The sequence below is a fragment of the Bradyrhizobium sp. BWC-3-1 genome (genome assembly GCF_032917965.1).
In the GTDB taxonomy this organism is placed as follows: domain Bacteria; phylum Pseudomonadota; class Alphaproteobacteria; order Rhizobiales; family Xanthobacteraceae; genus Bradyrhizobium; species Bradyrhizobium canariense_D.
This window is the reverse complement of the sequence record NZ_CP136625.1, coordinates 3,820,879-3,839,184: the sequence shown is the minus strand read 5'-3', so window position 1 is coordinate 3,839,184 and position 18,306 is coordinate 3,820,879. Positions and strand designations below refer to the sequence as shown.

Here is an 18,306-nt window from a genome sequence, read left to right as displayed (position 1 = left end):
TTATTACGATGCAGCCTTCAGCTTCGGCGCGGCGCCGGGCTTGGGCCGGCCAATCTTCGCCAGGGCTTCGGCACGTACGAGCTTCAGCCCTTCCTTGGCGTCGTAGCCGTGGATTTCCTTCACATCGAGCTTGCGCATGAAGTCGATGGTTTCCTGGGTGATGACCTGCCCCGGCACCATGATCGGGAAGCCCGGCGGATACGGGATCACGAAACTGGCAGAGACGAGGTCGGGACCGGCCTTGAGGCGACGGTCGATCTCGGAATCGCCGAGCCGGATATATTCGCATCCCGCCGCGTCATAGGCCGAGTAGAAGCCGCTACGGATGTCACCCTCGTTGGTCTTGGTGCCGGCATCGCCACGGAAACTGTCGTGGAAGTGCGAGAAGTTCGGCAGATCGGGCACATCAGTCATCAGGCTCTTCACCCGCGCATCGAAGGTCTTCTTCGCATTGGCGCCACCCTGAACCAGTCCGCGATCGACCTCGCCCGCGATTTCGGCCAACACCCTCACCAGATGCGCGACGTCGCTGCGGGTATTGTTGATGTTGGACTGGAACAACACCGAGTTTCGCGATGTCTTGTTGATCTGGATGTTGTACTCGTTGGCCAGGATTCCCTTGAACTGCGTACCGTCGTAGCCGGCGGTGCCGCAGACCAACGTCATCCGGGTCGGGTCGAGGCAGAACTCGTCGTCGTCCAGGCTCTTCACGACGTTCGCCCAGTTCGTGCCGGCGGCCAGATAGTCGGTAAACCCGCTCTGGCGGTACTGCGCCGGCACCATCGCGTCCGCACCGAGAATCCGGAAGTATTTGGAGATCAGTGGATTGTTATTGACCGCCTTGCGGATCGCGAACGCAATTTCGATCGCGTTGGCGACGAGACCGTAGCCCTCAAGCTCCATCTGGCGCCGCGAGACATCGAGGCTCGCGATAAGTTGCTGGTTGGGGCTGGTCGACGCGTGCGTAAACACCGCCTCCTTGAACTGCTGCTCGACGGTGTGGAACTCGACGTCCTTGACCGACAGCATCGAACCCTGCCGGATCGCCGACATCGACTTATGGGTCGAGTTGGTCTGGTAGACCCGCAAGCGTATCTGGCGCGGGTCCGGGATCAGTCGGGTCTTGAGCAGCACCTCGTCCGACGGGTTCTTGCCGAGGTAGGCCTGCTGCTTCTCGTAAGCCGCGACCGATTTCGAGTCGTGCATCCAGGCCTCGATCTCGTTCGCGGCGCCCATCGCTGTCCGCCGCCGCAGGAACGGCGAGAAGCGTGCAAAGCCGAACCAGGCCTCATCCCACAGGAAGATCAGATCGGGCTTGATCGCGAGGCATTCCTCCATCACCCGGCGGGTGTTGTAGATGTGGCCGTCAAAGGTGCAGTTGGTCAGGTCCAGCATCTTGACGCGGTCCAGCCGGCCATCGGCCCTCGCATTCAGCAGGGCCTGCTTGATGGTCTGCAGCGGCACCGCGCCGTACATCGAATACTCGGTCATCGGGAACGCTTCGACATAGATCGGTTGGGCGCCGGCCAGAACCATGCCGTAATGGTGCGACTTGTGGCAATTACGATCCACGATCGCGATGTCGCCCGGCCCGAGCAGCGCCTGCACCGCCATCTTGTTGGATGTCGAGGTGCCGTTGGTCACGAAGAACACGCGATCGGCGCCGAGCGCGCGTGCCGCCTTGTCTTGAGCTCTCTTGATGGTGCCTGTCGGCTCCAGCAGGCTGTCGAGGCCGCCGGTGGTCGCGCTGCTTTCGGCCAGGAACAGGTTCAGGCCGTAGAATTCGCCCATGTCGCGGATCCAGTCCGACCTGAAGACAGATTTGCCGCGAGCGATCGGCAGCGCATGGAACGTCCCGATCGGGCGTTGCGCGTATTTCTTGAGATTGTCGAAGAACGGTGTGTCGAAGCGATCCTGGATCCCTTCGAGGATGGAGAGATGGAGCTCGAGGAGCTCTTCGATGGAGTAGAATATCCGCCGAACCACATTGGCCTCGGGGTTCCCAGCCATTGTCTCCACGTCGCGATTCGACATCAGATAGATGTCGAGCTCGGGACGTACCCGCTTGATGACGTGCGCTAGCCGGAGCGCGGACGCGTCCGCCTCGTCATTGATGCCCGCGGCGGCGGTCACGGTGCGGAGTATCGGCGCATCGTGACGCGAGCGCAGGCCGAACCCTTCGTTGATGACGACGGCGGCGATATTGGGGTTGAGCATCGTCGCGCAGAAGGCGTCTTCGAGGCTGCCGACGATCACCGGCTCATAGACGAAAGAATCGACCGGGCGCCGCAGCTTGCGCCATTCGGCGGCAAGTGCTGGCCATTTGTCGGAGGAGACGCCGGTGACGACCAGCGTTTCGAAATAGGGCCGTCGGGCTGCATGTGAGCCGAAAGTCGAGGACACAAGCTCGGGCGCATCGCCACTGCCGTCGTCCTCGGGATTCCAATCGCCGGCATGCTGGCGGAAGGATCTCGTCATCAGGGCCTGCGTGATGCGCGTCGCAAGGCTCAGTGAACCCGCCGCATCCCCCCCTGAGGCGGCCTCCCGCAGCGCCGCCATCAATTGCAGCCCGGGATAGCCGTGAAACTCCTCTATGACGGAGAGATCGGCCAGCGCCGCATCATACTTGGCGCGGTCGCCCCCGCGCGCCCATACCTTGGCCGCTTCAACCAGATCGCGCCAGTCGTCCGCCCGGCCGCCGGGCCCGGAAATGAACTGATCGATGCGCTTTTCTGCAGCCTTGGCGTCCTTGGACATGTCTTTCTCCGGATCTTTTTGCGATGTCTCAGCCGGGATCGTGATGCCCGCTCACGTCGGTCTATTGATCCAAGTCAACGGACGCGCATCTTGGAGAAGGTGCGATGTACCTCGCGATGCAATATCCCCAGAAGTGGCTGCGCGCGACCGACTTCGGGCGGGAGATCGGATCAGAGCTGGGTGGGCAATAGCGATATCGGATCAGACGATTGCTTGTTCTCACCGAGCACGCTGTCGACCGAGCGGAGCCAAGCCGCACTGTCGGTCTTTTCCGCCAATCCCTCCGCCCGCAGCAGATCGCGCAATTGTGCGTGCGCGCCGACGATGCAGAAGGCGATATGCGCCGAGGCGAGTTTGTCGTAAAGGTCGTGCAACATGCGGGCCCCTGCCAAATCGATGTAGGGTGAAGCGGAGAGATCGCAGACCACCAGCTTGATATCGGCTGCCTTCAGCAAGGCATCCGAAACCGTGTCCAGGATGGTTTCAGCATTGATGTAAAGCAGCGAGGCTTCCGGTCGAAAGGCGATGATGCCGACCAATGGCTCAACGCCTTCGTGCCTCGCATCGTCGGAGTAACGGCCGGTGCCCGGAAGCTGGCCGAGGAAAGCGACATTCGGACGTGAGGCCCGCGCCAGGAGCAGGACAATCGACGCAATCGCGGCCAGCAGGACGCCTTGCAAGATCCCCAGGAGCAACACGGACACCAGCGCAATCGCCGCAGCGTAAAAGTCGATGCGGCTGACTTGCCACATCCGCAACAGCGCGCGGATATCCACCAGTCTGTAGACCGCAGCAAAGACGATCGCCGCCAGCACCGCCTTGGGCAGATTCGTCAGGGCTCCCGTGAAGAACAGCAGGCACAGCGCCAGCGTCACCGAACAAATCATCAGCGCCAGTGGCGTCCGCGCCCCTGCATTGTCGTTGACCGCAGATTGCGACAGCCCGCCGGCCACTGGGTAGCCGTGGCCAAACGCGGTGACGAGGTTGGCCGCGCCGAGCCCCAAAAACTCCTGCCGGACATCAAGGGCATAGCCATGCTTGGCTGCAAAGCTGCGCGCGGCGGACACACCTTCGATATAGGCCAACAGGACGCATCCCGCGGCCAAGGGGAAGAGGTCATCCGGCTCCAATAGACCAAAGCTGGGTAATCCGATCGCCGGTAATCCCTCGGGAATTTTGCCGGTCACCGGCACGCCAAGCGACGGAAAGCCAAGCAGTGTCGCCAGCATGATCGATAGCGCCATGATCGTGAGCCCGACCGGCTTTCCCCGCAGCCATCGCTCTCCCACAAGCAAGGACAAGAGGGCGATGGCTCCGATCGCCAGCACCAGCCAATTGATGCCGCCGAGCTGGCCGGCGAGCTTGATGGCGCGATCGAAGAAATTGTGACCGCCTCCGGCGACGCCGAACAGGCTCGGCAACTGGCTCATGATGATCGTGAGGCCCGCGCCGGCCTTGAAACCGACCAGAATGCTGTCGCTCACCAGACGGACCAAGACGCTGAGCTTGAACAACCAAGCGATCAGACAAAGCAGCGCCACTGCGCATGCGGCCAGGCTCGCGATCTCGGCATATCTGGCCGCGTCTCCGCCGGCCAGCCTCCCCACGCTGGCCGCAATCATCAGCGAGATCGCGGATGTCGGACCGATTGCCAGCTGACGCGACGAGCCCAACAGCGCATAGCCGATGCCGCCGAGCATGTAGCCGTAGATGCCGATCTGGGGCGGCAGGCCCGCCAGCGTGGCATACGCCAGCGACACCGGAATGGCGTAAGCGGCAAGCGTAATGCCGGCGATGGCGTCCGAACGCAGCCAGGCGCCTTGGTACTGCGTCAGCCAGGTTGCGGGCGGAAACAGGAAGAGCCAGCGCCATTTCCGTCCGGAAGACATCAGAGCCTGCCTTCCTCGCTTGAGACTTCGCAGAGCAACAGCACGACGAGCAGTGCGATCACGGGGAGACCGAGCGCCAGATTCGGGATTTGCTTGGTCGCGAAGCCGCCCACAGCCGCTCCGAGACCGAAGGTGACGCATAAAGTAGCGAAAATGCCGGGGGGACGGAGCGTCCCATTGCCGGAGGCCGCAGCGAACAGCCCTTCAATCGCCTGCCGCATGTTGCCCGTGATCATGACCGAGCTGTAGACCACGCCCTCGACCCTCGTGAAGACGGCGCTCTGCACGGCGGCGACGAAGGAAATGCCAAGCGTTCCCGCGAGATCCGGCAGGCGGTTGTGCAGAATGCCGATAGTGACCAGCAGCAGGATTTCGATCAGCGTACCGATCGCACTGGCGCGCGCTCCGGTTACCCGTCGCAGCCATGCGGCGACCAGGATACCGGCGGCGAATGCAAGGATCGGCGGGACGAAATGCAGCGCTTTCGCCCAGTTGCCGGTCGAGCCATAGACCCACAACAGCACAAGATTTGCGGTCTGGGCATTGGCCATCACGCCGTGGATGATCCACGTATAGGCGTCGATATAGCCGCCCGCGAAGGCAAGCAGCAGCGCAATCGGCACCGTTTCGTCGCGGCGTATCGACGAAGCAGCGGCGGTATCCATCGTGCTCATGTCTCAACGTCAAATCGTGAGGCTCAAGAGGGAGCGGCTTACCCCCCGGCAGGGGTTGATCTGAATCAAGCATCGCCGGGTTTGACGAACCAGATTTAGCGCAAATCGCTGGAGGGCACGCCCATGAGCACGGTCAGATGGATCATCTCCGCCGCTCCGGAAATCTTCCTGCTGCTGTCGGTCGCGCTGGGCACCATTCTTGGCCGAGTCCGGATCCGCGGCTTTTCAATCGGCACCACGGCCTGCACGCTCATCGTTGCCGTTCTCATCGGGCAGCTCGGCACCTTCACGTTCCCCTCCCTGTTGAGGGTCATTCTCTTCAGCCTGTTCGTGTTCACGATCGGCTACCGGTCCGGACCCGAATTCTTTGCCTCGCTGAGCATCCGGACGCTGGCTCAGGTCGCGCTCGCGCTCGTCCTTGGTGGTACCGGTCTCATCATCGTTCTCATGTTTGCCCATGTGTTCGCGCTCGGTCCCGGCACCGCTTCCGGTCTTGCTGCGGGAGCCCTGACACAGTCGTCGGTCATCGGCACCGCGTCTGGCGCACTAGCCCAGCTCGGACTGCCCAAAGAGTTGCTGCAGCAGCAGGACGCTAATATCGCGGCCGGCTACGCCGTCACCTACGTGCTCGGCTATATCCTCACGCTCCTGTACGTGCCGTTTGTCGCACCAAAATTGATGCGGATCGATCTGAAAGCGGAAGCTGCAAAGCTCGAGGCGGAGCTTTCGGGTGGCAACCCGCCACAAACTGAGAATCTGCATTATCGAAAATTCCAGGCCCGCGCCTATCGAGTGTCGACCGCGGCGGGACGGACCGTCGGCGCCGTCGAGGACGAGATCGGCAGCCGGAGCATGATCGAGCGGATCGTACGCGGGGGAGCTGACGTCGAACCGCATCGCGACACGGTGCTTGAAGCGAGCGATGACGTCGTCATCGCAGGTCGCACGGCGGCCATTGTCGCCGCAAAGCCGATTGTTGGCACTGAAATCGACGCCGACGAGATCCTGAAGGCTCTTCCAGGCAATGTGGTCGACGTCCTCGTTGACAATCGCAAGCTCCACGGCCGCTCCGTCAAGGACGTGGCCGACCGCGTCGGCGACGCCGCGCGCGGCGTGTTCCTGCGCACCTTGACGCGGATGGGACGCGAGGTCCCCCTGAGCGCCGATACCCGCGTCTATGTCGGTGACGTCATGACGCTGGTCGGCAGCACCCGCAACATCGAGCGCGCGGCCTCGCAGGTTGGGCAGATCCTGAGCTCCGAAGACCGTACCGACATCGCATTTCTTGCCGTAGGTCTGCTCGCCGGTCTCGCGAGCGTCAAGATCGGCTCAGTGCCCCTGACGTTGGGAGGTGGCGGCGGCGCCCTGATTGCGGGGCTCTTCTGCGGCTGGCTGCGGTCGCGGCGGCCGACCATCGGCGCAATGCCGCCTGCAGCGCAGCAGACGCTGAGCGATCTCGGCCTTGGCGGCTTTATCGCCGCGATCGGGCTCGGCAACGGCCACGCGGCCTGGGTCGCGATCCAGTCACACGGCATGCTGCTGGTCGGCATGGGCCTGGTCGTCACGCTGGTGCCGCTGATCGTGACCACCCTCTTTGCCCATCGCGTACTCCGCATGAACCCGGTCATCATTTGCGGAGCGCTGGCGGGCGCCATGACGGTCGATGCCGCCGTGACCGGGGCTTGTGAGGTTGCGGAAAGCCAGACGCCCGTGCTCGGGGTCGCCGTGCCTTACGCCGTCGGCAACGTTGTCCTGACCGTGCTCGGCCCGATCATCGTGGCCAGCACTTTTGCCGGTTGAAGGAGGCGCAAGTGAATCTCCGGCACGTTTTGGACCTAAAAGGGATATCGACAGCGTTGGGCATCTTGGCGTGCCTTCTTGCTCCTGCACGCGCCGAAGAGAACGCCCGCATCCAGGAGGAGATCTGGGCGCTGCCGCTACCGCTGCCGATGTTCGCGTACGTTGTGCGGCCGGTCGGTGATGGTCCCTTCCCGCTGGCGATCATGAACCATGGTGTCTCGCTCAAACCCGTTGACCGCAGCTTCTTCCCGCTGGTGGAGTTCCGCGACGCCGCCAAGTGGTTTGCCAAGCGCGGCTATCTCGTGGTCGCACCAGTCGGCACCGGCTACGGCGCGGCCGCCATCGACATTCCCGAGCACGGTCTCTATGGCCCCTTCTTCTCCAAGGTCGGAAAATGCACCAATCCGAACTTCCACGACGCCGGACGTGCGGTGGCGCAGGTCGATCTCTGGATCATCGACTACATGGTGGCCGAGAAGCGAGTTCTGCCAACGGACGTCGTGGTGATCGGCCAGTCCGCCGGCGGCTGGGCTTCCATTGCGCTCTCGAGCGCAAACCCGCCGCAGGTGAAAGCAATCATCACCTTCGCGGCTGGACGCGGCGGTCGCGTCGACGGCAAACCCAATAACAATTGCGCGCCGGACAAGCTCGTCGAAGCGACTGCCGATTTCGGCCGGATCTCCCGGGTGCCAATGCTGTGGATCTATATCGAAAACGACACGTTCTTCGGCCCTGCCCTGTCGAAGCGTATGCATGAGGCCTTCACCGGGGCTGGCGGCAGGGCCGAATATCATCTGATGCCGCCCTTCGGCAGCGAAGGACATTTCTTCATCGGCTCGCCCGACACGATCCCGATGTGGTCACCGCTCGTTGAGCGATTTCTTGACGCGCAGAAATAGCCGCAGAGGCAGAACATGATTGAAGCAACTTCAAGACTTTCGACTGGGCGTGCGCTCGTCTGCTTGTCGATATTGTTCGCCGCGGCCCTTGCCGGACCAGCTTCGGCGCAGAATGAAGCCGCGCCAAAGCCGGCTCCGGAGGTAAAGTCCGCCGAAATCGCATCTCGCGGGCAGCGCGAAGCCAAGGACATCGCCTATGGCGACTGGAAAAAGCTTTGCGTGAAGCCCGGAGGAACGCCGACGCTGTGCCGGACTTCAATCACGGGCCGGTTTGCTACAGGCCAGATGGCAATCCGCGTGGACCTGATCGAGCGTGACGGCGACCCCATTGCGCGACTGCAAGTGTTTGCTCCCGTCGGCATGTATCTGCGGAGGCCCGCCAAGCTGACGATCGATGGGGCCAACGCCCAGTCATTGCCCTACACCTGGTGCCTGACCAATGCCTGCATTGCAGCCGACGCCGCGGATCCCAAGTTCATCGACGACATGGATCGTGGCAAGGTCCTCGTGCTCGAACTCACCGACTCCAACCTTCTGTCTCTGACGACATCGTTGCCACTGGCACAGTTCGGCCCGGCTCACAAAGGCGCGCCCGCACAGACTCTTGAGCAGGACATCGAGGAGTGAGCAGCGGCGGCTTCAGCCATGCTCGGCGCAGGCGCGTTCAATGGAGTCGATGAGTTCGCTTGCTGCGAAGGGCTTGGCCAGATAGGCGGCGCACCCAGACTGAATCGCCGCAAGCTGATTCGCCTGGCAGTCGTTGCCGGTAATGTAGATGACGGGGACCGTGGCACCCTCGCTGGCGAGCCTGCGGCGGAGTGAGATACCCGATTCTCCATTCAGATTGATATCCAGAACGATGCAGCACGCCTCTTCGATGCAGCCATGACGAAGCAACGCACCCGCGGAATCAAAAGCAACCGCATCAAAGCCGTGCTTTCGAAGCAGCCGCTCTAGGCTTCGGCGCATTGATAAATCATCATCCACGACGTAAATCGGCTTACGTGCAAACAATGGACCCCGTCTTTCTGATTGGAAACCTGGCACTCGCGTCGCAACGACGCTACGCGGCAAAGGTTCCTGCGCTAATCCGACGGCTAATGACGCCGGTATGTAGGCGGCCCAGGGCGAATTATGTCAATAACATTTCGTATTGTCCCATCGTACAGGTCTGAGCCGCAGACCTGACGAAGCGCACGAAAACCGGCCTGCGTCACACCTTTGCCGAATCCAGAAGGCCGAGCCGCTCGGCAGCGGACACCAGTTCGGCAAACGATAGTACCTCCATCTTTGTCATCACTTGGTGGCGGTGCGCCTTCACCGTGCGTTCGGTCGTTCCAAGCTCATAGGCGATCTGCTTGTTGATTTTACCGCGTACGATCAGGTCGAACACCTGTCGTTCGCGCCGCGTCAGAGACGTCAAACGAGAACGAAACGAATCCAGTTGGCTCTGTTGGCCGCGCACCACCTCTTGTCGAACCAGTGCGCGCTCGATCGCGTCGATCAACTGTTCCGAAGATACTGGTTTGGTCAGAAAATCTTCCGCGCCAGCCTTGATCGCGCGAACAGTCGTTGCGGTATCGGCATGCCCCGTCAGGAATATGATCGGCAACGGCGAAGGTCGTTGGGCGAGGCACGCTTGCAACTCGGGGCCGCTCAGGCCGGGGATCTGCACGTCGAGCAGGATGCAGCCCGGATGTTCGGAGCCCGGAGGATCCTCGAGCAGTTGCTGCGCCGATGCGTAGGTCACAACCTCATAGCCCGCAAGCTTGAGCCGACGCTGGATGGCAGTGCGAAACGACGGGTCGTCATCGACCACATAGACGAAGCCAGACAATGTTTTCTCCCGACCTGTTCTGGCAAGCAGAATTCCCAACTGCTCGCGCAAGCCTTAGAATCAATTCAAGGTGCCTCGCACCCCGCGGTCAACATCAATGAAAGCAGCCCGCCCGCAGTGGCACGACCTCAGCCGGAACGCGCGACATAAGCCTGCGCCGCGCAATCCGACAGACGCCCTGACAGATTTCTCATCCAGCGCACCATCGCCGTCCCTGTACTTTGGTACAATGCACTTACAGACAATGGTTGCAAAGCCCGCTTTTGGCTTAAACAACCTTCGCGGGAAGGGTGATTTATCGGCGGCTCCGTATTCCCGGTGATGGAGATAGGCTGTTCGCGGTTATCGCGTCAGCACCAGTTCGGGAGTTGACCATGCTGGTTCGCAACGCTGCCGACGCTTCCTCGCGGCATCATTCACTCCGCGAGCTCGGCCTGAATACCAGTTCAAATCCGATCATCAGTTTAAACGAATTTACCTATAAAAAAGGCACCGAAATCTACGGCGAGAAAGAGCCGGCCGAATACGTCTATCAGGTCAAATCAGGCGCCGTGCGAAGCTACAAGCTCCTCTCAGACGGGCGTCGCCAGATCGGCGCATTCCACCTGGTTGGCGACATCTTCGGGCTCGAAAACGGCAGCGAGCATAGATTCACAACGGAAGCGATCGTCGACACGACCGTGCGTCTGGTCAAGCGGCAGAGCCTCGAACTCGTCGCAGAAGGCGATGCCATGGTTGCCCGAAACCTGCTCAGCATGACCACCAACAACCTTCAGCATGCGGAAGACCACATGCTGCTGCTCGGCCGCAAGACCTCGCTGGAGCGGGTGGCGGCGTTCCTGCTCGAGATGGACACGCGGCTAACGGCCGCAGGGATCCTAGCCCTGCCAATGTCGCGGCGCGATATCGCGGACTACCTCGGATTGACCCTGGAGACCGTGTCCCGCGCCCTGTCCCGCCTTCACGACCTGGGCATCCTCGGCTTCATCGGCAATACCCAGCGCCAGATCATGCTCCTGGACCGGCATCAGCTCGCAGCTCTTGATGATCTCCAGAATTGAAACCGGACGCCGCGATTGCCGAGAGATGTTCAAGGGTCTTGCGCAGCACCTCGAACAGGACCGCGGTCGACCAGCCGAACATCAGAATGCCGTTCATGGCGGTCATCGGCCCTGTCAGCCGCCACGCCTGCACCGGCGTGACGTCCCCGTAGCCCAGCGTGGTGTAGTTCACGAAGGTGAAATACAGCAACTCGCTCCCCTCGGGTGCCGCACCAACCAGAGCGTAAGCCAGCGCCCAGACAAGTACCTCGAGCGTGTGTGCAACCATTAAAATGACAGCTATCGTAACCATCGCCGCCATCAGGTGCGATCGGGGCTGCGTCGTATGCTTCAACCCCGCTGTGCGCGCGATGTCGATCGCTGCAACGGTCACCAGCGCGTGAATCATGATGTTGATCACGCTGATAAAAGTGCCGAGCAGAAATTGGACGGCCATCGCGAACTCCCTCCGACGCTGCCGGGGTTTGGTTGGTCAGCACTGCCATCCGGCCCGCGGTATGACGCGGGTGTTTGATGCAGATCAACGTGCCGCGGGCGTGTACGCCCTTTGCCCACACCGCGGCCATCAAGAACGCCGATCATGACGCTTAGCTTGGCATCCCCGAGTTACCATTCATCAGCAGCGCCAGCGTGTGCCTGGCGATCATAATATCCTCGTCGGAGGGCACGACGTAGACCGGGATGCGGCTCGCTGGAGACGATATCAGCTGCGATTGCAGCGCGTTCTCTTTCGCATCGAGCTCGACACCGAGCCATGCGAGTTGCTCCGCCACGCGCGAACGGAGCGATGCGGAGTTTTCGCCGACCTCTGCCGCGAAGACGAACGCGTCAAGGCCCTGCAACGCAGCAGCGAGCATGCCCGCGTTGAGACCGATCCGATAGACGAAACGGTCGATGGCGAACTTCGCGTTGGGATCCTCACTTGCCTCAAGCTGACGCATATCACCGCTGAGCATGACTCCCTGATCAATCTGCGACGGCCCCGCTCCCATCGGCAATTCGTCAAGCGCGGTGAAGCCCATTGTGCTCTCTACGCTCCGTCCACCGCTGAGCGCGCACATCGATGCTCCGCTCCCGAGACGCGCGACGATCACCCGCCCCATCGCGATTTCCGGCGCAATCTTGGGCAAGGCCTTCGCAATATATTCGTAAGCGAGACCATGCAATCCGTAGCGCCGCACGCCCTCGGCATAGGGCGTACGAGGGACCGCATAATGGTCGGCGACCGCAGGATGCGTTCGGTGAAATGCAGTGTCGAAGCAGGCGACCTGCGGGGGCGCCAGGAAATTCGCCAGGATCGAACGGATTGGCGCCAGATTTCGCGGCAGATCAAAAGGCGCCGACGCGGTCAACCGCTCCAGACGGGCCAGGACTTCGTGATCGATCAGGACGGGATGGTCATGCTCTGTACCGCCGTGAATGACGCGGTGCCCGACTGCAATCGGATTTATATGAAGCTCGTCCTGCAACCAGGCGCTGATGATGTCCATCGCAGCCGCAACATCCGGCACTGCTTCGGTCGGATAAGCGCGATTGGCGAGCGGACCGCTGCCGGCCCTGCTCGCCCGCAGGCGCGGGCAGCGCCCGATGCCGTTCATCTGCCCCTTGAGCCGTTGCCGTAGCCTGCCTTCTCCTTCGACAGAGTAGACATGGAATCGGAGATCAGAGGATCCGGCATTGACGACAAGGATGGTGTCCATGGCACTCACACGGCAAATGTTGCAGCATGCCGAGGCCCCGCATCGACCCTGACGGTCCGAGCGACGTCAGCGGGCGAGCCAGGCATTTCCACCACCATCTCCGACCGGTCGTGGTATCTTCACCCGAGAGCTTCTATTGAGCGCATGGAGGTCAACGCTCGATCGCCAGCTGTGCGGGCGCAGCACGTTCAGCCCGGATCCACGCGACTGTCAGCTCCCAGACAACGGACAGAATGATCGGTCCGATGAAGAGGCCGATGATCCCGTGAAAGAGAGTTCCGCCGATCACTCCAATTAGAATGACCAGCGCCGGGGTGGTCAGGCCGCGGCCCATGACGAGCGGTTTCAGGATATTGTCGAGCACCGACACGATCACGAGAAACACCGTCAGCAGGAGCGCGATCGGAAACTCCTTGTCGGCCCAGATCCAGATGATGACCGGCAGGATGACGATGGTACCGCCGATCTGCACGATCGACAGCAACAGCACCAGGAATGCCAGCAGTCCCGCGGCGGCGATGCCTGCGAGCTTGAAACCTATTCCCGCCAGCAAGGCTTGGATGATAGCAACGCCGATCACGCCTTGAGCGACCGCGCGGATCGTAGCCCCCGCCAGGTCCAGAAAGTGCTCGCTCTGGTCCGGCACGATGCGCGACAGAAAGCTGCGCCCCGCAGCCACGAGCTCAGGTCCATACGGTAACAGCACCCCCGCCACGGCCACCGACAGCAGAAACTTGACCGTCCCCACACCGGCATTGCCGGCAAACCCGAGCAAGGTGGCCGCGAATGGCTTCAGGTAGGGCACCACAGCGCGCAACAGCGAGCGGAGATTGGTCGTTGCCTGGTCCCAGAGATCGAACAGCTGAGGCCCGACGATGGGCCACTCCTTAAGAGATTGCGGCGCGGACGGAACATGCAGTTCACCAGCGGTCATCTGGGCGGCGAGATCGGTGATCCCGTCGATTGCGCCCATGCCCAGCCAGGTCGCGGGTCCGATCACCACAGCGAGATTGACGAGCGTGAGGATCGTCGCCGCAAGCTTCGGCCGTCCACCGAGGATAGAACTCAGGCGCCGGAATACCGGATTCAGCGCAGCCGCAAGCACGACGCTCCAGGCCAATATGGGCACAAATGGACGAACCAGGAGCAAGGCCCAGACGAGCAGGAGCGCCAGCAGTCCGAGCCGGATGACCAGCTGGATGATCTCGTCTTCGGAGAAGATCTGGCGGAGTGTTTTCACGGTCGCGCCTTCAGTCATGCCGCGCATGCTGTGGCGAATTGGCCCTCGCTCTCACGCCATGCGCTTGATCCAGATCAAGCGTCCAGGCTCTCCTACAGCTGCGGTCCGGACAGGTTCAGCTCACGCTCGGCCCGAAACACGTTGCCGTACAGACTCGCGATCCACTGCCGGCCGCGCGAGGTCACATTGAGATAACGTATCGCCTGCTGGATCTGAGGAGCGACGTTGCCCCAATAGAATTGAGGATATTTGTAGACGATATCCGCCGGCGTCGCGTAGCCCAGGGTTTTGTTGAGACCGATCTCCTCGAACTCGTAGAACAGCGCGTTCGACTTCTTCAGATAGTTGGGATCGCCGAGCTGACCGATGAGATCGGCGGCCCGCAACAGCAATCCCTCCTCTTCGATGAGGCTGTCATTCGAAGACATCGTGTAAGGAAACCGGGTATATTCGATCGCCCGGGCGACCCGGTCGGCATCCAGCTGTTCAACGGAATCCAGCCGTTCCAGCACGAACAGTTTCGACCGATCGACATGGTATGGCGCGAGGGCCGCATCGGACGATCCTCGCGGCAGACGAACCGTGTTGCCGGTGACGTCCGCGATGAACAGATCGTCCTCATCGCCCTGAACGACGCCGCGGACGTATCCGATGTCATGGGCAAGGCACGCCAGAATGAAATTCGCATAGTCGTTTGCCGTGGTGGGCCGGAGCAGCGCGCGCCCCGTCAGGATATCGTGCCCGGCAAGGGTCACGAGCAACGTATGCTCGATGTTATGATAGAGAGCATCGCTGTTGCCGATGCACTCCATGGTGAGCTTGGCCGCGAACGGAAGCAGTTCGGTCAGACCGGCATGGGAGGCACCGAACCGGTCCTTGGTTTCCATTGTCAGAAACGCGCCCAGAGCTTGCGACACCAGTTCCGGAACTGTGATCATCAGGTCTCTCCGCCATGGTATCGTCGACGATGCAAATCAAGCCGTTGCGATTAATGTTCGCGATATTCGCAGGTTCTTCAAGCCCGCTGCGCTCTGCGACCTAAGGACGATCCATCTGGTGCCGCGCCTCGGGCAAGCGGACCCGTGACCGGCCGGAGCCGCTCACGGCCTCCAAGCTCGCTCGTTGATTCAAATCAAGGCCAAGCCGGTAACGACCGCAAACATTTCACGTGCACGGCCGTGCCGCCGGCGTGACGGAATTCTTCTCTCGCCGGTCAGTCGAGATTTAAACCAGTGGAGGATATGATGAAGTTCATCAAAGGAGCATTTGCAGCAATTCTTACTGTCGCGACCACCATGATTTTTGTAGCCGGAAGCGAAGCAGCGCCCTTGCCGACCAACGTCGGCGCCATGAGAGCCACGCTCGATAGTGATCTGGTGAAGGTGCGCTACGCAGGCTGGGGTTATCGCGGCGGATGGGGCGGAGGCTACCGCGGAGCGGGATTGGGCTATCGCGGTTTGGGATATCGCGGCGTCGGATATGGCTACAGAGGTTACGGATATGGAGGCTACCGCGGCTGGGGCTCCGGTGCAGTGGTCGCGGGCGCTGTGGTCGGCGGCGCGATCGCGAGTTCCGGCTACTATGGTGCATATCCCTCCTACGGCGGCGGATACTCCTCTTATGGCGGAGGATACGGCTATGAATATTGTCCGCCCAGTGCCTACAGCGCCTACGGTAGCTATGGCGGTTATGGCGGCTACTATGCGAGGCGGAGCTACTATTCCGGCTGGTAGATCTGCCTCGGATTTTCCTGAGCACGCGCTCTTGGTGCCCGGGCTCGTCTTCGCGAGCCCTGAAAGCGCCGACGCGGCCGTATACTGCCGATATGTGGACTAGCCCGCGCATTGCGTCGCAAGACCGGGCGTCGTCCCGGGAGTGCGTCCCTTCGCGCGCGCTGCCGCACGAGAAGCAATGCGGTCCGGCACTTCGACCAACCGCGGCGGTCCGGTCAATCGCGCTGTCAGACGCTGACTGGCTTCCACGATGAGACCACAAAAATGAGGACCGACATGACTGCCGGCCCCCTGAAGACATCAGACCGGGAGAGCTCAGTACCTCGCGACGACCGGGCTACCGTAGTTGCCGAAGCGGTAGTTCACGCGCAGAGTGAGCATGTCCACGTCCTGCCTGATCCGGTCGTTCACAAAGGCGGCAGTAACAGCAGGGGCAGTGAACGAATTATTGCGGTGCCCCATGAACAGATGGTCATACTCAATACCGGCTGACCAATTCGGTGCGAAGCTATACTCCCAACCCACACCCACGGCAGCACCCCAGCGGGTCGCGCTTTGCGCGGCAAGTTCAGTGCCGGAGGCCGTATCAAGAATGCTCAAGCGGTTGTCGGTCACGGCCGCGCCGCCCTTCACGTAGAACAGTGACGCATTCCAGGCGTAGCCGATCTGGCCGGTGAAGAGGCCGATGGCGCTGGTCTTGGTGCGAGCTGAGAGCAACGTGGCACCGATCACGCGCTGATTGCTGAGATCCGCCCAGTCGCCCTGAGCTTCCAGACCAAACACCCACTGGCTGGCCTGCCAGCGATAACCGAGCTGGCCACCGATGACACCACCGGAACGATCGCGGCAACCGGAAGCGACTGCGACGCCGGCTGCGTCAAGGAAATCTACGCAATTGTGGTTCTGCGCCCAGCCACCATTGCCGCCGATGTAGAACCCGGTCCAATTGTAGATCGGAACGATCGGTGCCGGTGGCGGCGCCTTTACGGCCATATCGGCAGCCATGGCGGTCCCCGCCGTGCACAGCGCCACCAGACCAACGGTTGCTAGTAGAAGTCTTTTCATCATGCTCTCTCCTTGCCGGCCGCTTTTGATTGCTCGAACGGCGGCTTGTTGCACTGCAATCATCCCCCAACTTCCAGCTGAAACTCTACGGGCGACCGCAAAAACTCCACGTGCCATAATGGCAACACCCAAGACATTTCGGCCCCACATCGGCATGAAGCACCAAGCCATGCTGCCTATTTCTCTGGTTCGCGCTTGGCATCGGGGCCGGCAACCTCGTCGCCTCGGTCTTGCTCTATCCAGGACGGGATGTCGCTCGAGGGAATCCGCCGTCGCGGCAAAAAGGGATTGAGCGTGCCTGCAAACACGATCAATCCCTCATTGAACTTCTCTCGCGCGAAAGCCCGCGCCTCGGCTTCGCTCTCGAATGTGCGTGTCTCCCGTGGACTTCGCCGCTTCGGCAAGGTCCCACGCTTGTGCACCTCGAATGTGACGTACCAGGTCTGCGGCATCGGCCAGCTTCCGGATCGCGATCAAGCAGACATCTGCCGGCGAACGATGATCGGTGAGAGCATGTTGACGTCCTAGTTGCGCCGCTCTTCACGGCGCTCCGTGCGCCCTGTACGCCTTTCCTGGCGGCGTTCAGTCCGGCCCGTGCGCCGTTCCTGACGTCGCTCGTGGCGGGCTCCCCGCCTCTCCTGGCGTCGCTGCATGCCGATCGTCTGCGCCGGCGCTTCTGTTCCTAACAGAACCGTGCCGGATGTCGCCAATCCGAATACAGCGGCCCATCCGAGCAATGAAAGAGCCCCGCGACGATCGATTCGTTCAGACCATGACGTCTCACTCATGTCGGTTACTCCCGATCCTGAAGGACATCTGATTGGGCAATGCCTCAACGTGCACTCGTTGAAAGTATCGATGGCGGGCGCCCCACGCCGAAGATGCGATGATCGGAGACGCTCACCAAACCTGGTTGCCAAACCAGCCGTACTGCGGCGGCCGCGCGACGAGCCGGATATGTTTTTCGATGTGCCTCCTCGCACTTTTGTTCTGACGCTGCGGCTTCGCATCAGCCTTTGTCGACGGACGCGCTGGCGGTCGTTCGGCATCGGCTGCTTCTAGCTGAGCAAAGGCCGCGCGAGCGCGCGCCTGTGGGAGGTCGGCGCCCGGCAGGGCACCAAGCTCGACCTTGGCGATGTCGGTTGCGACAATCGTGGGCAGGCTAGTGTCGAGAACGACCCGCTCGGGCAATTTCCAATCGGAATGGATGCGGATGGTGGCGGAGCGCGCAGCTCCACCTTGGATGGCGGGCCGATCCTGCACCAGGGCGTCCACAACGAAGAGCATCGCGAGCAACGCACCGCCGACATAGACCAGATATCGCGAGATGGGCATTGTCGGCGCCATTGCCGCCGCAGACCTTCGTCTGGCAAGCAACGGGCCACGGCGGCAGGATTGGCGAAGAAATGCGACCTGCATGGGCATGGCTGCCTAAATCGAGCCGCCGTTGCTTCCGCCGCGGCGCGCCCCTGGTGAAGCACTTGCTGATGCATCGGTGGCGCTTCACTGGTAAGCGCACGCACGCTGCAGCAGGCTAATGTTCACCGCGTTCGAATGCGGCGTCGCTTGAGCCAGATCAACAAACTGAATTTTCGCAACACCGCCTCGCGTAGTATCGCGCGGCTTGGTCAGTGGCTGTGACATGCCCCTT

The 18,306-nt window shown here is 61.6% G+C and carries 17 protein-coding genes; 5 read left to right on the top strand and 12 right to left on the bottom strand.

The features are described 5' to 3' along the window. Positions 1-3: 3 nt before the first annotated feature. From RX329_RS18540 to RX329_RS18530, 3 genes are all read right to left on the bottom strand, one after another. Positions 4-2,757 carry a decarboxylase gene (locus RX329_RS18540; RefSeq protein ID WP_317246289.1) on the bottom strand — a complete coding sequence of 918 codons (2,754 nt, stop codon included), beginning with the start codon at positions 2,755-2,757 and terminating at the stop codon, positions 4-6. Between the two features lie 170 nt (positions 2,758-2,927). Beyond that, a complete protein-coding gene (locus RX329_RS18535; RefSeq protein WP_317246288.1) occupies positions 2,928-4,646 on the bottom strand; it encodes a SulP family inorganic anion transporter in 1,719 nt (572 codons plus the stop codon). Then, positions 4,646-5,320 carry a YoaK family protein gene (locus RX329_RS18530; RefSeq protein WP_317246287.1) on the bottom strand — a complete coding sequence of 225 codons (675 nt, stop codon included), beginning with the start codon at positions 5,318-5,320 and terminating at the stop codon, positions 4,646-4,648. The genes RX329_RS18535 and RX329_RS18530 overlap by 1 nt, the downstream gene beginning before the upstream one ends. Positions 5,321-5,443: 123 nt before the next feature. Between RX329_RS18530 and RX329_RS18525 the strand changes: the two genes are divergently transcribed. From RX329_RS18525 to RX329_RS18515, 3 genes are read left to right on the top strand one after another with little or no spacing between them, the layout of a single operon-like run. Beyond that, positions 5,444-7,120, top strand: coding sequence for a transporter (locus RX329_RS18525; RefSeq protein WP_317246286.1), 1,677 nt, complete (start codon positions 5,444-5,446; stop codon positions 7,118-7,120). A 56-nt stretch (positions 7,121-7,176) separates the two neighbouring features. Beyond that, a complete protein-coding gene (locus tag RX329_RS18520; RefSeq protein WP_317246285.1) occupies positions 7,177-8,019 on the top strand; it encodes an alpha/beta hydrolase family protein in 843 nt (280 codons plus the stop codon). 15 nt (positions 8,020-8,034) lie between these two features. Then, positions 8,035-8,646 (top strand): invasion associated locus B family protein, encoded by a 612-nt coding sequence (locus tag RX329_RS18515; protein WP_317246284.1) that lies wholly within the window; start codon positions 8,035-8,037, stop codon positions 8,644-8,646. 12 nt (positions 8,647-8,658) lie between these two features. Here RX329_RS18515 and RX329_RS18510 read toward each other — a convergent pair whose 3' ends face one another. Both RX329_RS18510 and RX329_RS18505 read right to left on the bottom strand, forming a co-directional pair. Then, positions 8,659-9,033, bottom strand: coding sequence for a response regulator (locus RX329_RS18510; protein WP_317246283.1), 375 nt, complete (start codon positions 9,031-9,033; stop codon positions 8,659-8,661). A gap of 199 nt (positions 9,034-9,232) precedes the next feature. After that, a complete protein-coding gene (locus RX329_RS18505; RefSeq protein ID WP_317246427.1) occupies positions 9,233-9,856 on the bottom strand; it encodes a response regulator transcription factor in 624 nt (207 codons plus the stop codon). A 374-nt stretch (positions 9,857-10,230) separates the two neighbouring features. On the opposite strand from RX329_RS18505, the gene RX329_RS18500 reads away from it, so the two are divergent. Further along, positions 10,231-10,917 carry a helix-turn-helix domain-containing protein gene (locus RX329_RS18500; protein ID WP_247362263.1) on the top strand — a complete coding sequence of 229 codons (687 nt, stop codon included), beginning with the start codon at positions 10,231-10,233 and terminating at the stop codon, positions 10,915-10,917. On the opposite strand, the gene RX329_RS18495 is transcribed toward RX329_RS18500, so the two are convergent. The 4 genes from RX329_RS18495 to RX329_RS18480 all read right to left on the bottom strand — a co-directional run bounded on the left by RX329_RS18495 (position 10,865) and on the right by RX329_RS18480 (position 14,795). Further along, positions 10,865-11,353, bottom strand: coding sequence for a potassium channel family protein (locus RX329_RS18495; protein WP_317246282.1), 489 nt, complete (start codon positions 11,351-11,353; stop codon positions 10,865-10,867). The two genes, RX329_RS18500 and RX329_RS18495, sit on opposite strands and share 53 nt — an antisense overlap. A 151-nt stretch (positions 11,354-11,504) precedes the next feature. Next, complete coding sequence (locus RX329_RS18490) at positions 11,505-12,617, bottom strand: acetate kinase (protein WP_317246281.1); 1,113 nt, start codon at positions 12,615-12,617, stop codon at positions 11,505-11,507. A 151-nt stretch (positions 12,618-12,768) separates the two neighbouring features. Next, positions 12,769-13,884: an AI-2E family transporter gene (locus RX329_RS18485; protein ID WP_317246280.1), complete on the bottom strand. Its 1,116-nt coding sequence runs from the start codon at positions 13,882-13,884 to the stop codon at positions 12,769-12,771. 65 nt (positions 13,885-13,949) lie between these two features. Continuing rightward, positions 13,950-14,795: a metal-dependent phosphohydrolase gene (locus tag RX329_RS18480; RefSeq protein ID WP_317246279.1), complete on the bottom strand. Its 846-nt coding sequence runs from the start codon at positions 14,793-14,795 to the stop codon at positions 13,950-13,952. A 306-nt stretch (positions 14,796-15,101) separates the two neighbouring features. On the opposite strand from RX329_RS18480, the gene RX329_RS18475 reads away from it, so the two are divergent. Continuing rightward, entirely contained in the window at positions 15,102-15,590 is a 489-nt protein-coding gene (locus RX329_RS18475; RefSeq protein ID WP_317246278.1) for a hypothetical protein, read from the top strand. Positions 15,591-15,905: 315 nt separating this feature from the next. Here RX329_RS18475 and RX329_RS18470 read toward each other — a convergent pair whose 3' ends face one another. The 3 genes from RX329_RS18470 to RX329_RS18460 all read right to left on the bottom strand — a co-directional run bounded on the left by RX329_RS18470 (position 15,906) and on the right by RX329_RS18460 (position 18,074). Beyond that, positions 15,906-16,658 carry an outer membrane protein gene (locus RX329_RS18470; protein WP_317246277.1) on the bottom strand — a complete coding sequence of 251 codons (753 nt, stop codon included), beginning with the start codon at positions 16,656-16,658 and terminating at the stop codon, positions 15,906-15,908. 173 nt (positions 16,659-16,831) lie between these two features. Continuing rightward, positions 16,832-17,107, bottom strand: a complete 276-nt coding sequence (locus tag RX329_RS18465; RefSeq protein WP_317246276.1) for a hypothetical protein — start codon at positions 17,105-17,107, stop codon at positions 16,832-16,834. A 448-nt stretch (positions 17,108-17,555) separates the two neighbouring features. Further along, positions 17,556-18,074, bottom strand: a complete 519-nt coding sequence (locus RX329_RS18460) for a hypothetical protein (RefSeq protein WP_317246275.1) — start codon at positions 18,072-18,074, stop codon at positions 17,556-17,558. Between the last annotated feature and the right edge of the window lie 232 nt (positions 18,075-18,306).

Coding starts and splice junctions, on each gene's coding strand:
- RX329_RS18540 (WP_317246289.1), bottom strand. CDS start 2,757: ATGTCCAAGGACGCCAAGGCTGCAGAAAAGCGCATCGATCAGTTCATT.
- RX329_RS18535 (WP_317246288.1), bottom strand. CDS start 4,646: ATGTCTTCCGGACGGAAATGGCGCTGGCTCTTCCTGTTTCCGCCCGCA.
- RX329_RS18530 (WP_317246287.1), bottom strand. CDS start 5,320: ATGAGCACGATGGATACCGCCGCTGCTTCGTCGATACGCCGCGACGAA.
- RX329_RS18525 (WP_317246286.1), top strand. CDS start 5,444: ATGAGCACGGTCAGATGGATCATCTCCGCCGCTCCGGAAATCTTCCTG.
- RX329_RS18515 (WP_317246284.1), top strand. CDS start 8,035: ATGATTGAAGCAACTTCAAGACTTTCGACTGGGCGTGCGCTCGTCTGC.
- RX329_RS18500 (WP_247362263.1), top strand. CDS start 10,231: ATGCTGGTTCGCAACGCTGCCGACGCTTCCTCGCGGCATCATTCACTC.
- RX329_RS18495 (WP_317246282.1), bottom strand. CDS start 11,353: ATGGCCGTCCAATTTCTGCTCGGCACTTTTATCAGCGTGATCAACATC.
- RX329_RS18490 (WP_317246281.1), bottom strand. CDS start 12,617: ATGGACACCATCCTTGTCGTCAATGCCGGATCCTCTGATCTCCGATTC.
- RX329_RS18485 (WP_317246280.1), bottom strand. CDS start 13,884: ATGCGCGGCATGACTGAAGGCGCGACCGTGAAAACACTCCGCCAGATC.
- RX329_RS18480 (WP_317246279.1), bottom strand. CDS start 14,795: ATGATCACAGTTCCGGAACTGGTGTCGCAAGCTCTGGGCGCGTTTCTG.
- RX329_RS18475 (WP_317246278.1), top strand. CDS start 15,102: ATGAAGTTCATCAAAGGAGCATTTGCAGCAATTCTTACTGTCGCGACC.
- RX329_RS18470 (WP_317246277.1), bottom strand. CDS start 16,658: ATGATGAAAAGACTTCTACTAGCAACCGTTGGTCTGGTGGCGCTGTGC.
- RX329_RS18465 (WP_317246276.1), bottom strand. CDS start 17,107: ATGCCGCAGACCTGGTACGTCACATTCGAGGTGCACAAGCGTGGGACC.
- RX329_RS18460 (WP_317246275.1), bottom strand. CDS start 18,074: ATGCAGGTCGCATTTCTTCGCCAATCCTGCCGCCGTGGCCCGTTGCTT.